Consider the following 15,216-nt stretch of genomic DNA (forward strand, 5'->3'; position numbering starts at 1 on the left):
CTCTTCCTCTCCTTAAAATTGATTTTCTATTGAACCCGAATCCTTGGATCTACAAGACTCATCACAATATCTGAAATCAGATTTCCGACAAGTGTTGCAACTCCTAAAATCAATACTAAGGCTGTGATTACTGCATAATCACGTTGTCCGATCGAGTCGATAAATAATTTCCCAATACCTGGGTAACCAAAGATTTTTTCAATAACGACTGAGCCACTGATCAACGCTGTGATTTCGTAGCTTAATTGAGAAACAATTGGTAAAGAAGCATTTCTGAAAATATGTCGTGTATAAACTTTATTGGTTGGCACCCCTTTTGAGCGAGCAGTCCGAACATAATCCAATGACTGAGAATCAATGACCTCATTTCGTAAATATTGGATCGTGATCGCTGTTCCAAGAAGTGCTTGAGAGAGTGCTGGTAAGATCAAATGATAGAATCGATCCCAAATATAAGCACCTGTCCCTGGCTCGACACCACTGGAAATCGACCCTGTTGTAGGGAACCAATCTAAACGGTAACCAAAAATGAATAGCATAACGAGTGCAAAGATAAATGGCGGTACCGCAAAACTGAAGAAATTATAAATCACTACAAATTTATCTAAAATAGAATTTTGGTAGCGTCCTGATAAAACACCTAACGGTAACGCAATAGCATACATGATCACTACGGTTACGAGTGATAGCAGAATCGTATTTACAGCACGACTGCCGATCAATGTTGATACAGGTAATTTGAAAATGAAACTCTCACCAAAATCACCATGAAAAACGTTTACGATCCAACGAACATATTGTGTTGTCCACGGATCATTCAGCCCAGCTGACTCACGCATTTTCTCAATAACAGCTGGATCTGTATTTGGATTGATCAATCCTGTAAAGGGATCCCCTGGCATCATTTTAGCTAACATGAAAATCAAGACGCTTAAAATCAAGATTTGAGGAATCATAAAGAGTACACGTCGTAAAATCGTCTTCCACATTAGATTGCACCTCCATCTTTTAACGCTACTTGATGTGTATCACTGATTGTACGCAAGTCATACACACGACCATTTTGATCGTAATAGTCTTTTTGATTCTCAATATATTCTTTTTCTACTTGGCGACGCTGTGCTTTATGCTCTTCACGATGCGCAACGTCAATTTTAGGAATCGCTGATAATAAACGTTTGGTATAAATATGTTGTGGATCTGTATAGATATCTTGGCGCGTACCAATTTCAACAAAACGACCTTTATACATGATCGCAATATTGTCACACATATGTTTAACCACACCTAAGTCATGTGAAATAAATAAATAGCTCAACCCATATTCCTCTTGAATATTTTTCATAAAATTTAGTACTTGGGCTTGAACCGATAAATCTAAAGCTGAAACTGGTTCATCAGCAATGATCAATTTAGGATTCGTTGCTACGGCTCTAGCTACACCTAAACGCTGACGTTGTCCGCCTGAGAATTCATGAGGATATTTATACAGCGCATCTTCCGGCATCCCAACGATATCCAATAGGCCTTTGACCTTTTTCTTTTCTTCTTGGTCGCTTAATCGTTCAAAATTGCGAATCGGTTCAGCAATAATATCCAATACTCGTTTCTTTGGATTCAAGCTAGACATCGAATCTTGAAAAATCATTTGAACATCTTTATTATATTTCATCGCTTTGCGATTATGAGCTTTCGTCACATCTTGGTCTTGATATAAAATACTACCGCTAGTCACTTTCTCTAGCCCAATGATAGCTTTACCTGTGGTCGATTTCCCTGAACCAGATTCACCAACCAAACCATATGTTTTACCCTTTTCTATAATAAAATCAACGCCATCCACTGCCAGCACATGATCCGTTACTCTATTAAAGAAACCACTACGGATTGGATAATGAACTTTCAAGTCTTTGATTTGAATGATTTCTGTCATTATACTTCCTCCTGATCGTCTCTAAAATGGAAATCCTGATAACATGTACAGCGGACAAAATGGCCCTCTGACACTTCATGCAATGTTGGTTCTGCTTCATGAGCATCTTCTGAAATCCAAGGAATTCTTGGTGCAAAACGGCACCCTTCTCTTGGTAATTTACTCAATGAAGGAACGACCCCCTCGATCACATGTAACTGACTATCATCTGAATCTTCTTGCGGAATAGACTGTAAAAGTGAGCGCGTGTATGGATGTTTGGGATTATTGAATAATTCTTCAGCTGTCGCAACTTCTACAAATTGCCCAGCATACATCACTGCTACCTTATCAGCCATTTCAGCTACCACACCTAAATCATGGGTAATCAAAATGATCCCTGAACCAGTTTCTTCTTGCAAGTCTTTAAGTAAGTCCAAAATTTGTGCTTGAATCGTTACATCCAATGCCGTTGTCGGTTCATCAGCAATAATGATAGCTGGTTTACATGCAATAGCGATTGCAATGATCACACGTTGTCGCATTCCTCCAGATAACTCATGAGGATATTGCTTCCCTACTCGCTCAGGATTAGGAATACCCACTTGGGTCAAGAGCTCGATCACGCGAGCTTGTTTTTGCTCCGCATTCATATCCGTATGATAGGTCAAGCTTTCTTTGATCTGATCTTCAATACGCATCAAAGGATTTAACGCTGACAACGGATCTTGAAAGATCATGCCGATATCATTACCACGAATTTTATTATATAATTGCTCGTTAAACGTTGTTAAATTTAAATCCTTATAAAGAATTTCTCCCGTTACACGGGTATTATTGGCATCATGGAGACCAATGATCGTTGTAGCTAATGTACTCTTCCCACAACCTGATTCCCCAACGATAGCTAAGATTTCATTTTTTCCTAATTCAAATGACACATCATCAACTGCATCATAGAACTCGTCTTTGATACGAAAACCTGTATGCAGATGCTGAACGTCTAACAATTGATTACCGTCACTCACTTTAAAACACTCCTCCATATTCGGTTAAATAACTTATCACAACAGGAAAACTTATTAAAAAAACGTCATTTTTTAATAATTATTTTTTCTCTCCTCATTGTAATCGTTTTTAATAAACCCATATTCTCATTGTACTCATATTTAAGCAATTGTATATAAAATTTGTAAAAATTGCAACATTTTGGTAATGTAAATTTTTCTAAATAAACAAAAAAGTGGAACAAAACAGGATTTGTTTTGTTTCACTTTTTTTCATTTCACCTTATAAGTTGTTCATAATATAATCTACAGCGGCACCTACTGTTTCAATTTGCTCTGCGTCTTCATCAGAAATTTCTGTACCAAACTCATCTTCAAGCTCTAAAACAAATTCCATTACACTAATCGAATCTGCATTCAAGTCATCTTTAATGTTTAATTGATCTGTCACTTTCTCAGCTTCAATATCAAAGTGGTTTGAGATAATCTTCGCTACTTTTTCAAGTACTTCTTCACGAGTCAACTGTATTCACCTCCACTGCTTTTGAAAAGCGCTCCTCACGATTGAGTTAAACGCTATGATACATTGTACTCACAATTGATCGATTTGTCCATCTTTTTTTGCAATAGCATTACAATGCGGTTGCAAACAGGTTGCGAAACGGCTTATTCTTTCGTTTCATAATAGCTGACTAATTGGGGGACAACTTCTGTTTTCAACATTGTATGAATTTGGCGGATCGTATATCGAACAGCCTCTGGACCTGTTGATCCATGGGTTTTAACGACTGGTGCTTTCAAGCCAAAAAGAACTGCTCCACCATGTTTCGAGTAATCCATTTCATCTTTCATACCGCGCAACGCATTTTTTAAAAGCAAGGCACCCATTTTTCCTTTAAACCCTTCTGCAAGGATCGATGATTTTAAAAGACCCATCATATTCAAAGCAGTACCTTCAATCGATTTCAATACAGCATTCCCTGTAAAACCATCCGTCACAACCACATCGGCTGCTCCGCTCAATAAATCCCGTGCCTCTACATTACCAATAAAATGGATGCTTTCTTCTTCTGAAAGTAGTTCAAAGGCTTTCTTCGTTAACTCACTGCCTTTTGTTTCCTCAGAACCGTTATTTAAAAGTGCTACACGAGGTTTGTTGATGTTTCTAACTTTTTCAGCATAAAAAGAACCTAATACAGCATATTGAACCAAGTGTTCAGGTTTGTTATCAGCATTTGCACCTAAATCCAACATATCAAACCCACCGTCTGGTTGACCAATCACTGGCAATGTTGACATCAATCCTGGGCGTTCTACATTTTTGATTCGTCCAACGATAAATAATCCAGCAGCTAATAACGCACCAGTGTTCCCTGCAGAAAAAATCGCATCCGCTTCCCCATTTTTTACTGCTTGCGCAGCTAATACCATTGAAGCTGTCTTCTTACGACGAATCGCTTTAACTGGCTCATCATCGCTATCGATTTTCTCATCCGTATGGATAATCGTAATGTTTGTTACATCTGTTACATATTTTTTAATTTCAGGCTCTTTTCCATAAAGTAAAAACTCAATATCTGGAAAATCCTGTTTGGCCAACATCACGCCTTCAACAATAGCCTGCGGCGCATGATCGCCACCCATTGCATCTACTGCAATCTTCATAACATAGTCCCTCCTAGGTAAATTACAATAAGTAGTATAACATATTGAAAAGCGGAACGAGCCGCTTAGACCTCGAACAAATTAGGAAAATGATGGAAAGATGCCCTTCATCTTTTCAGCATTTTGTCTATTTGTTGAGAGGTCTGGCTCGTGGAGCTGGATCAGAGAAAAGCGGAATGAGTCGCCTAGCTCTGACAGAAAAATTCAGTGAAAAGCAAATTCTATTTCTCAACAATATCAATCAAAAAACTGCTGCTCGCCATCATCTGGCTTGATCTTCTCAGCAACGCCTTGATACTCCGGCAAAATCCACCACTGCTCCTTTTTCCAAATAACACTAGCTTCTTGGCGAGCAACTTCAAGAATATTAAAATCTGTCACAATATCTCCCACGGCAAATTGTGGAACACCTGATTGTCTGGCACCAAATACTTCTCCTGGCCCTCTTAATTCCAAATCTTTTTCACTTAACACGAAGCCGTTATTCGTTTCTGTCATGATTTTCATCCGTTCCACACCCATTTCATTTTTAGGGTTGGCAACTAAGATACAATAGGATGCATCCGATCCTCGTCCGACACGTCCACGAAGTTGATGCAATTGGGCCAAACCAAAACGATCAGCATCCATGATCAGCATCACCGTAGCATTAGGAACATTAACTCCAACTTCAATTACAGTTGTCGAAACTAAGAGCTGAAGATTATTATCTTTAAACTCCTGCATGATTTCTTCTTTTTCTTGGTTTTTCATTTTACCATGAAGTAAACCAACTTGATAAGTAGGATTGAAAAAAGCAGACATATGTTCAAAAATTTCTGTGGCATTTTTAACATCTAGTGCTTCAGACTCTTCAATCAGCGGACAGATTACATATGCTTGGTGCCCACGAGCCAATTCTTTTTCCATCCATTCTAAAACCGTATCTAATTGCGGCGGACGAATCCAACGAGTTTCTATAGGAATCCGACCAGCAGGCATTTCATCAATGATCGAGACATCCATCTCACCAAAAGCTGTGATAGCTAACGTTCTCGGAATCGGTGTTGCTGTCATAAATAACACATCTGGTTTCATGCCTTTTTCTCTTAGGATCCGACGTTGATTCACACCGAATCGATGCTGTTCATCTGTGATTACTAAGCCTAAGCGATGAAATAAAACGTCTTCTTGGATCAATGCGTGAGTGCCAATGATAATATCGATCTCACCTGTTGCTAATTGTTCAAGGATCTCTCGACGCTCTTTGGTTTTTGTCGATCCTGTTAGCAGCGCTGTCCGTATTTCTAAGGGATTATAGAGCTGTTGTAAGCTTTCCATATGTTGTTGTGCTAAAATCTCTGTCGGCACCATCAAAGCCCCTTGAAACCCTGCTGTCATCGTGGCATACAAAGCAATAGCTGCTACAACTGTTTTCCCACTTCCGACATCTCCTTGCAGTAAACGCTGCATATGATTTGGACTCATTAAATCCCGACAAATTTCATTCGTTACTTTTTTTTGGGCCGCAGTCAATTCAAATGGCAGCTTCTGGGTAAATGATTTTAGACGATCCACGTCATACTGGATGACCAAACCATTTTGTTCCGCTTTTTCTTGTCTTTTTAACCCTTGCATTTTTAATTGGAATAGGAAGAATTCTTCAAAAACTACTCGTCGTTTTGCTTGATGACTTTCTTCGGGATCACTTGGAAAGTGCATAGCAAACATCGCTTCTTTTCTTGGCATTAAACGATATTTTTCCAATAACTCTTCTGGTAGAATTTCTTGAATAAGGTCGCCATATTTTTCAAATCCTACACGAATCAACTGAATCAAACTACTTTGCCGAACTTTTTTATTTACATGATAAATCGGCGCAAAGTCTTCTCCATCATTTTTTGCGGCTAAAATTTTCATGCCGTTCAATGATTTTCGTTTTGCATCCCATTTACCATAAACTGCAATTTCTTCGGACATCACGATTTTATCTTTTAAATATGGCTGGTTAAAGAAGGAAACGTTAATCACAGCGTGGTCTTGCATCATCCGAAACATCATTCGACTTTTTTTGTACCCATAGCGACTCACGACTGGCTCCGATACTACTAATCCTTTTAGAGTAACTTTTTCTTGGTCTTGAATTTCATTTAATTCTTTTTCTTGGATGTCATCATAACGAAACGGATAGTAAGACAATAAGTCTTCTATTGTCCGGATACCTAATTCTTTTAAATTCTCTGCACGTTTTGGACCAACACCTGTTAACATGCCAATGTCATCTGACAAGTTCATTGAATTCCCTCCTGACTTTAAAAGCGGACTACGCTGTTTGTTTTTTTGAACGTCTGGCTCATAAAGCTAGACAAGTATCATCTATTAAATACGAATAGTATCGCTCTTTTTTTTATTTTATATAGAAAAAGCCAAACAACTAGTGTCTGGCTTCGATAAGTCATCTATTATTCAGCTGAAAACAGGTATGGGTAAACTGGTTGTCCACCTTCATGAAGTTCTGTTTCTAGATCTTCATATTCAGCAGTCAATGCTTCTACAAATTTTTCAGCTTCTTTCATTGTACCTTCTTCACCCACAATAATCGTGACGATTTCTGTGTCTTCATCGATCATGCGTTTTAGTGTGTCCAATGATGCTTTAAACATATCTGGTTCAGAAACTACGATTTTACCGTCGATCATCCCTAGATAGTCGTCTTTTTTGATTTCAACATTATCAATCGTTGTATCACGTACAGCTGTTGTTACCTGCCCGCTGACTACACTTTCGATCATTTCTGTCATCGTTGTTTTATTTTCTTCTAGTGTTTGTTGATCATTAAATGCAAGCATTGCTGTCATTCCTTGAGAGATTGTTTTTGTTGGAACAACCGCTACTGGAATATCTGCTACTTCTGCTGCTTGATCAGCTGCCATGAAGATATTTTTGTTGTTAGGTAAGATAATAACTTGATCCGCATTGACTTCTTTAACAGCTTTCAAGATATCTTCAGTACTAGGATTCATTGTTTGCCCACCGCTGATGATGTAGCTTGCGCCAAGACTACGGAATAATGCTTGTACACCTTCACCTGCTGCAATTGCAATCACTGCAAATGGAACACGTGGTTTTTGAGCAACTGCTGCTTTGGCATCGTGTTCAACTAATGTTTCATGCTGTAAACGCATGTTATCGACTTTGATTTTCACTAATGAACCGAATTTTTGTCCGTAGTTCATCACTTCACCTGGATGTTCTGTATGGACGTGGACTTTAATGATTTCATCGTCATTTACAACAAGTAGAGAATCCCCTAATTCGTTTAAATAGTTTCTGAATGTTTCATAATCGAAGTCGCTGTCTACAGTTGGACCTTCACCGATTTGAACCATGATTTCTGTACAATAACCGAATTTGATATCTTCAGTTGCAACATGTCCGCTGACACCACGGTGATGTTCCGCATTAACCATTTCATCCATCTCACCAGGACTTGGCTCATAAACTTCTGTTGCTAAAAATTCACCAGACAAAGCTTCTAAGAAGCCTTCATAGATAAATAACAAGCCTTGACCGCCACTGTCGACCACACCGACTTCTTTTAAGACTGGTAAAAGATCAGGCGTTTTGGCTAAAGCACGTTTAGCACCTTTCACAACGGCTTCCATCACTTCAATACAGTCATCGGTTTCTTTCGCTTTACGTTCACCAGAACGAGCAGCTTCACGGGAAACAGTCAAAATTGTTCCTTCTACTGGTTTCATTACTGCTTTATAGGCAGTCTCAACACCATGAGTAAAGGCTGCGGCTAAATCTTTTGCGTTTAACGTCACAACATCTGGAATTTGTTTAGAAAAACCACGGAACAATTGTGATAAGATAACACCAGAATTTCCTCTAGCGCCCATCAATAATCCTTTTGAAAGAATAGTTGTTAATTCTCCGACTTTCTCAGAACGAGAATCGGCTACAGCTTTCGCTCCGCTCGTCATAGATAAGTTCATATTTGTTCCTGTATCACCATCGGGTACAGGGAAAACGTTCAATGAGTTGACATACTCTGCATTCACATGCAAACGACTCGCACCTGCCTGAACCATCTCTTGGAACTGACTTGCACTGATTTCTGTTACATTCACCTAAAAAATCCTCCTTTGAGATTCACTGCTGCATAGAAAAGCGAAACGAACCGCTTAGCCCTCGAACAAATTAGGAAAATGCAGGAAAGATGCTTTTTGTCTTTTCGGCATTTTATCTATTTGTTGAGAGGTCTGGTTCGTGGAGCTAGATCAATAAAAAGTGAAACGATCAAGTCCAGCTAAACTCTTGCTAGCAGCTGGCTACCTAGTCAGGCAACACACGAACACCTTGCACAAATACGTTGACAGAATTAGACGTCACGCCTAGTAGTGTTTCAAGGTTATATTTTACTTTTTCTTGTACATTTCTAGAAACCTCAGAAATTTTTGTTCCATAACTTACAATAGTATATACGTCGACCGCAACGCCATTTTCTTCTTGACGTACGACAACACCTTTAGAATAATTTTCTTTACGCAAAATGCCATTTAAATTATCTTTGATTTGGTTTTTACTAGCCATACCGACGATTCCGTAGATATCTGTCGCAGCACCGCCAACGACCGTGGCAATAACCTCATTGGTAATCTCAATGGTGCCTGCTGGTGTTTTGATTTTTACAGCCATTGATGAAAGCCTCCTTAAAGAGCACAATTGCCCAATTTTCTTCTATAATATTTTAACATAGCCGTACCTCAATGAAAAGGAACTTATCTAGATAATTATAGAGCGTCTCATCTATTTTGCCAATAATTGTATAATTTACATCGTTTGTGTGAAAATGTCAAACTGATTTGAAAATCTTCTTGCAAAAAACTGCTTTCTATGATAAATTAAGTTAGTATGAGCTGAAAACTATCGCTCCGAGATCAAAGCAAAGGAGGAAACTAAAAATGGCAAAAGTATGTTATTTTACTGGTCGTAAGACAAGCAGCGGCAACAACCGCTCACATGCAATGAACGCTACTAAACGTACTGTTAAACCTAACTTGCAAAAAGTTCGTGTATTAATAGACGGTAAACCTAAAAAAGTTTGGGTGTCAACTCGTGCTTTGAAATCTGGTAAAATCGAGCGTGTTTAATAGAACGTAAACAAAAAGCTGAACGGCATGCCGTTCAGCTTTTTTATTTATCGCGACTTTGGATCACCGCTATCATTCCAGTATCAAATGACACTCCAGCAGTTGCTCCCACAAACTCATTACTTGCATAAGAAGTTGGAATCTCTACATCTACATGATCCAACGTATACTTACTTTCGGTTAACGTCAGATTCTTAACTGGTGTAAAACAACAGTAAGCTAAATAATTCATACCCGTTTCTTGCTTCACGATATAGCTGCCAGGAAGATAGTAGGCAATACTATTTTGCTGGTCTTTTACCTTTATTTGACCCGCAAATGCTTGAAAACGTGGTTCCAAGGGTAACCATAAGTTAGCTAAAAAATGATCTAGGCGACCACCCGTTGCACCAATAATCGTTATTTCAGCGTTTGGAAATGATTCAACCGTCAGTGCCAAAGCCAATTGAGTATCAGTATCATCTTTTTCCGCTTGCGCTTGTACCAATTTTTGCGCTTGTTTTTGAACCCGTTCTTGCTCACCCTGCGTTAAAGAATCAAAATCTCCCACTGCTATGTTCAATACCCAGCCATGTTCTACGATATATAAACTGCCTCGATCAATACCCACGAAATAGTCAAACTCTTTCGGGTCAAACTGCGGCCACTCATCCGGCGAACCGCCAGCCACAAGCAAAATATTCATTAATTTAACACAGCTCTCAATGCATCAATACGATCTCTTGGACTTTCTGAATCATAAATATAAGAACCTGCCACAAAGACATTGGCACCTGCTTCTTTACAAAGCTTGGCTGTTTCTGGCACAATACCGCCATCAACTTCGATATCATACGTATAGCCTTTCGTTTCTTTCCACTCTTTTAATTGAGCGATTTTATCTAATGAACTTTCAATAAACGATTGTCCACCAAATCCTGGATTGACCGTCATGATCAAGACTTGATCGACTAAATCCAGCACATATTCAATCGCTGACAACGGTGTACCTGGATTGATCACAACGCCTGCTTTCACACCTGAGGCTTTGATCATTTGAATAGCACGATGGATATGTGGTGTTGATTCTTCATGAACGGTGATAATATCGGCTCCTGCTTTAGCAAAAGCTTCAATATAGTTTTCCGGCTGAACAATCATTAAATGAACATCCAGTGGTAATTTTGTCACTGGTCGAATTGCTGAAACCACATTAGGTCCTAAGGTAATGTTCGGTACAAACTGACCATCCATCACATCCACATGAATGTAGTCGGCTCCTAGTTTTTCGACTAATTGAATATCTCTTTCTAAATTGGCAAAATCGGCACTTAAAATCGATGGTGCTAGTTTCATTAAAGCCACTCCTTATTTTTTCTTATAAATTGGTCTGCGATTTTCTATTTCTAGTAAAAACTGCAGATAATTATCATAACGTGTTTGCGCAATTGTCCCAGCTTCTACGCGTCTTTTCACTTCACAATTAGGTTCTTTGCGGTGCATGCATTCACGAAACTTGCATGATGCTGAAGCTTCTACAAATTCTGGGAACTGTTTAGGTAATTCTGTTGCTTCCATCTCTAAAAAGTCGATTGAGCTAAATCCAGGCGTATCTGCGACTAGTCCATCATACAATGGCAACAGTTCCACATGACGTGTAGTATGTTTCCCACGGCCTAATGATTCAGAAATTTCATCAGTAGCTAGCTGTAGATTGGGAGATATTTTGTTTAGTAAGGTTGATTTCCCTGCACCAGATTGCCCCATAAAAACAGTCAAACGTTCAGGAAAATACTGCTCCAAAGTCCGAACTGCTTCGTCGTCATTCGTTTTCGTTGCAGCAATTACAGGATAACCGATTTTTCCATAGACATGTTGAACAGCTGCGACACTGACCTTCTCTGTATCGTTCAGTAAATCAACTTTTGTCAAATAAATGATCGGAGCGATTCCTTTATCTTCTAATGTAACTAAAAAGCGATCCAACAAGTTATAAGAAAAATTAGGTTCGACCATGCTCATAACGACCACACCTTGATCCACATTTGCGACTGGTGGACGCACTAATTCATTATGTCTTGGAAAAACTTCAAGCAAATAACCATCTGTTGGATTATCACTTTCAAACATCACCTCATCACCCACTAACGGTGTGATATTTCGATTCCGAAAATTTCCACGTGCTCTAGTTTGAAATGTTGCACCATCTGCATAAATGTAGTAAAAACCGCTTAATGCTTTTCTGATTTGACCTTTCAGAAATGCCACCTCCTCGTCTCTATTGGTTTCATTTTACCATAGGTTGAAGAAAAGCTAAACGCAGGGCAAGATAAATCAATATTCTTTATAAAAAAAGAGGTTGTAGCAAAAGTCGTTTAGGTTTTAGCAATTGAATTAAAAACCGCACAATGCATAAAACGCATTGTGCGGTTTTTAGTAAATTGTCGAAGCCTTCAATTCTTAGTATCTTTGATACTTGGAGATTGATGTGATCGAAATGAAATGGAGTGCCTGACTTTCCCACGCCGTTTATTCGGATTTTAGGGGATTCAACTTATTTTCTAACTATTGTTATTACCTGTTGAGTCAGTTCCGCTTGAGAAATTAACAGTAATAGAGGTGCCTTTAGCAACACTATCACCAACGCTTGGCGATACACTGATCACTTTGCCTTTTGAAGCATCTCCAGATCCCTGAATATACTTCAAACCACTACTTTCTATTTGTGCCTTAGCATCTGCTTGCGAAAGATCCATAACGTTTGGAACGCTAACATTACTTGGGCCAGAACTCACTTTTAATGTAATTTTGCCATTTTTAAGATCAAAGGTCGCACCTGCACCTGGATCTTGTGAGATAACCGTTCCCTTAGGTAAGTCACTTGCTTCATCAACTCTTGAAATTTGGTTTTGTTTAATTCCTAAGCTAGTCAAAGCATTGACTGCGTTATCATATGTGTAACTTTCAGCATAACTTCCTAAAACTACTGTACTTGATTCAGAACTAGTCGTTGTTGTTTTATCTGGTCCAGAACTAACAGTCAATGTGATTTTCCCTTTTTTAGGATTAAATGGATTACCCGCTGCTGGATTTTGTTCCATGACTAAATCTTTAACCACTGTATCACTTGGTCGATCTACTCGAGTGATTTGGCTTTCTTTGATCCCGTAACTCAACAATTCCGTTACTGCATTATTATAACTATAGCCTAAGCTTGCATAGTCAGCTAAATAGATATCATCTGGTCCTTTGCTGACAACCAATGTGATTTCATCTGTTTTCGGGTCAACTTCTTCCCCTTTTTTCGGCGTCTGACTAATAACTTTGTCTTCATCTACTTTAGAATCTGTCTCTTTTACGATTTTGATTTGGCTTTCTTTAAACCCTTGTTCACCGAGTTTTTCAATAGCGTCTTTATAGCTGTCGCCTGTAACATCAGCTAACTTGATTTTTTTATTTCCAGAGCTGATATATAGCTCAACTTCACGATTTTTCTTAACCGTCGAACCTATCTCAGGATCTGTTTTGACCACTTTTCCTTCTTCAATATCGTCACTTTGTATTTGCTTTACCTCTGCTTTAACTTCCAGACCAGCATCTTCTAACATACTACGCGCTTGCGTTTCTGTTTTATCTTCAACATTTGGTACCTTGACTTCGCTGCTGCCGCGTCCTGCAAAATAGAATAATCCGCCAATAATCAACGTTAATGCCAATAAAATCATTACGATGACTACCCGTTTCTTCTTCTTTTTTTTCTTCTTTGCGGCCTCTTCCTGTTCTTCAATCTCTTCATGCTCATTCCGCTCTTCTGGAGGTGTTTCCATCGAATTGAAGGAAGAGGGCATCTCCATTTCGTCTGTGATCGGCGTTAGGATCTTGGTTTCACCCATCAATCCTGTTGGTTGCCATTTAGGTTCATTTAAACGGTTAGCAGCCAATACAGTATATAAATCACGTGACATTTCTTCAGCCGTTTTATAGCGGTCAGCTGGGTCTTTAGCTGTTGCATGTAATACCACATTTTCCAAGGATTGAGGGATATTAGGATCAACTGTTTTAACTGAAGGCATCTCTTCTTGGAAATGTTTCAAGGCAATCGTTACAGCTGACTCTCCATCAAATGGCACGTTACCTGTTAGCATCTCATATAGGATGATCCCAACTGCATAAACATCCGACTGATTAGTCGCCATGCTGCCACGAGCTTGTTCAGGAGATAAATAATGCACAGAGCCTAGCATTGTATTGGTTTGAGTGATAGATGTTTCCGTTAGGGCAATGGCGATCCCAAAATCGGTGATCTTAACAACACCACTTTCATCCATCAAAATATTTTGTGGCTTTAAATCTCTATGAATAATTCTATGTTCGTGCGCTAGTGAAACTGCTGATAAAATTTGTTCCATGATATCAACAATTTTTGCATAAGGAATCGGGTATTGTGTTTGAATAAATCGTTTTAGATCCATCCCTTTCACATACTCCATTACTAAGTATTGTAACCCATCTTCTTCGCCTACATCATAGACACTGACGATATTTGGATGAACCAATTCGGTAGCGGCTAGGGCTTCTCTTTGAAAGCGGCGAATCGCGGCTTGATCATTTTGAAAGTCAAAACGTAACACTTTAACTGCTACGTCACGATCTAAAATCAAGTCATGTGCTAAAAACACATTTGCCATACCGCCACTGCCGATATTGCCAATAATATGATATCGACCATTCAATTTTCTGCCGATTTCGATCATTGGTTTTCCTCCTTCTGTTCGTCAAAATGGATCACTAAGACAGTGATGTTGTCCGCCCCACCTGCTTCGTTAGCAGTTGCAATCAGTGTTTCAACTTTTTCATTTAATGTTTTATCTGAAAGTAAAGTAGCCAGAATATCCTTTTCTGAAACCATGTTTGTCAGTCCATCTGAGCATAGCAAAATATAGTCATTTGGTACCCAAAGATGGTTAGCAACATCGACTTCTACCATCCGTGGCATGCCTAATGAACGTGTTAAAACATTTTTACGTGGATGATTGGCCGCCATTTCGCGAGTAATTTCGCCAGATTTTACTAGTTCATTAACTAAAGAATGGTCTTCTGTTAGTTGGCGCAATTCACCATTACGAACTAAATAAGCTCGGCTATCACCAATATTCGCCAACACAAATGATTGATCAAGTAAAACGGCGCTAACAATCGTCGTTCCCATTCCTAAATATTCTGGGCGAGACTGACCTTTTTCATAAATCATTTTATTCTCATCTTGAATTTCTTTGATCAGCCACTGGGCAGCTTTTTCTGATGTATCGATTAGACTTTCCTGCCAGCGTTCACCAAGATTATTGACTGCCATCTGGCTCGCTACATCTCCTGCCTGATGACCGCCCATTCCATCTGCTAAAATAGCTAGAGAAACTCCTGATTGGTTCTCAAATAAACCAGCATAATCCTGATTGGTATTGCGTTTCCGTCCGACATCTGATTGAAAATTGATTTCCACTATGCTTCACCTCGT

13 protein-coding genes and 1 pseudogene are annotated in these 15,216 nt (G+C 39.0%); 1 reads left to right on the plus strand and 13 read right to left on the minus strand.

Annotation, left to right across the window (positions count from 1 at the left end):
- Positions 1-26 precede the first annotated feature (26 nt).
- From opp4B to A5866_RS10055, 8 genes and pseudogenes are all read right to left on the minus strand, one after another.
- Complete coding sequence (opp4B, locus tag A5866_RS10020) at positions 27-989, minus strand: oligopeptide ABC transporter permease (RefSeq protein ID WP_086443619.1); 963 nt, start codon at positions 987-989, stop codon at positions 27-29.
- Entirely contained in the window at positions 989-1,933 is a 945-nt protein-coding gene (locus A5866_RS10025; RefSeq protein WP_086277962.1) for an ABC transporter ATP-binding protein, read from the minus strand. Before A5866_RS10025 ends, opp4B begins: the two co-directional genes overlap by 1 nt.
- Entirely contained in the window at positions 1,933-2,940 is a 1,008-nt protein-coding gene (locus A5866_RS10030; RefSeq protein ID WP_339099660.1) for an ABC transporter ATP-binding protein, read from the minus strand. Before A5866_RS10030 ends, A5866_RS10025 begins: the two co-directional genes overlap by 1 nt.
- Positions 2,941-3,202: 262 nt before the next feature.
- Positions 3,203-3,442, minus strand: a complete 240-nt coding sequence (acpP, locus tag A5866_RS10035; RefSeq protein ID WP_010761893.1) for an acyl carrier protein — start codon at positions 3,440-3,442, stop codon at positions 3,203-3,205.
- A gap of 143 nt (positions 3,443-3,585) precedes the next feature.
- A complete protein-coding gene (plsX, locus tag A5866_RS10040) occupies positions 3,586-4,584 on the minus strand; it encodes a phosphate acyltransferase PlsX (RefSeq protein ID WP_086277958.1) in 999 nt (332 codons plus the stop codon).
- A 237-nt stretch (positions 4,585-4,821) separates the two neighbouring features.
- Positions 4,822-6,864 (minus strand): annotated as a pseudogene (gene recG / locus A5866_RS10045) (ATP-dependent DNA helicase RecG); the annotation flags it as partial.
- A gap of 161 nt (positions 6,865-7,025) precedes the next feature.
- Positions 7,026-8,699, minus strand: coding sequence for a DAK2 domain-containing protein (locus A5866_RS10050; RefSeq protein ID WP_086443617.1), 1,674 nt, complete (start codon positions 8,697-8,699; stop codon positions 7,026-7,028).
- Positions 8,700-8,904: 205 nt separating this feature from the next.
- Complete coding sequence (locus tag A5866_RS10055; protein WP_086277953.1) at positions 8,905-9,267, minus strand: Asp23/Gls24 family envelope stress response protein; 363 nt, start codon at positions 9,265-9,267, stop codon at positions 8,905-8,907.
- 266 nt (positions 9,268-9,533) lie between these two features.
- Between A5866_RS10055 and rpmB the strand changes: the two genes are divergently transcribed.
- On the plus strand, positions 9,534-9,722 hold the full coding sequence (gene rpmB, locus A5866_RS10060) for a 50S ribosomal protein L28 (protein ID WP_010761898.1): 189 nt from the start codon (positions 9,534-9,536) through the stop codon (positions 9,720-9,722).
- A 43-nt stretch (positions 9,723-9,765) separates the two neighbouring features.
- Here rpmB and A5866_RS10065 read toward each other — a convergent pair whose 3' ends face one another.
- The 5 genes from A5866_RS10065 to A5866_RS10085 all read right to left on the minus strand — a co-directional run bounded on the left by A5866_RS10065 (position 9,766) and on the right by A5866_RS10085 (position 15,201).
- Entirely contained in the window at positions 9,766-10,407 is a 642-nt protein-coding gene (locus A5866_RS10065; RefSeq protein WP_086443616.1) for a thiamine diphosphokinase, read from the minus strand.
- Positions 10,407-11,057 carry a ribulose-phosphate 3-epimerase gene (gene rpe, locus A5866_RS10070; RefSeq protein ID WP_086277949.1) on the minus strand — a complete coding sequence of 217 codons (651 nt, stop codon included), beginning with the start codon at positions 11,055-11,057 and terminating at the stop codon, positions 10,407-10,409. Before rpe ends, A5866_RS10065 begins: the two co-directional genes overlap by 1 nt.
- 12 nt (positions 11,058-11,069) lie before the next feature.
- A complete protein-coding gene (gene rsgA, locus A5866_RS10075; protein ID WP_086277947.1) occupies positions 11,070-11,969 on the minus strand; it encodes a ribosome small subunit-dependent GTPase A in 900 nt (299 codons plus the stop codon).
- A 293-nt stretch (positions 11,970-12,262) separates the two neighbouring features.
- Positions 12,263-14,455: a Stk1 family PASTA domain-containing Ser/Thr kinase gene (gene pknB, locus A5866_RS10080; protein ID WP_086443615.1), complete on the minus strand. Its 2,193-nt coding sequence runs from the start codon at positions 14,453-14,455 to the stop codon at positions 12,263-12,265.
- A complete protein-coding gene (locus A5866_RS10085) occupies positions 14,452-15,201 on the minus strand; it encodes a Stp1/IreP family PP2C-type Ser/Thr phosphatase (RefSeq protein ID WP_086443614.1) in 750 nt (249 codons plus the stop codon). The genes pknB and A5866_RS10085 overlap by 4 nt, the downstream gene beginning before the upstream one ends.
- Positions 15,202-15,216: the final 15 nt, after the last annotated feature.

Origin of the sequence: Enterococcus sp. 12C11_DIV0727 (genome assembly GCF_002148425.2) — a bacterium.
Taxonomy (GTDB): Bacteria; Bacillota; Bacilli; order Lactobacillales; family Enterococcaceae; genus Enterococcus_L; species Enterococcus_L lemimoniae.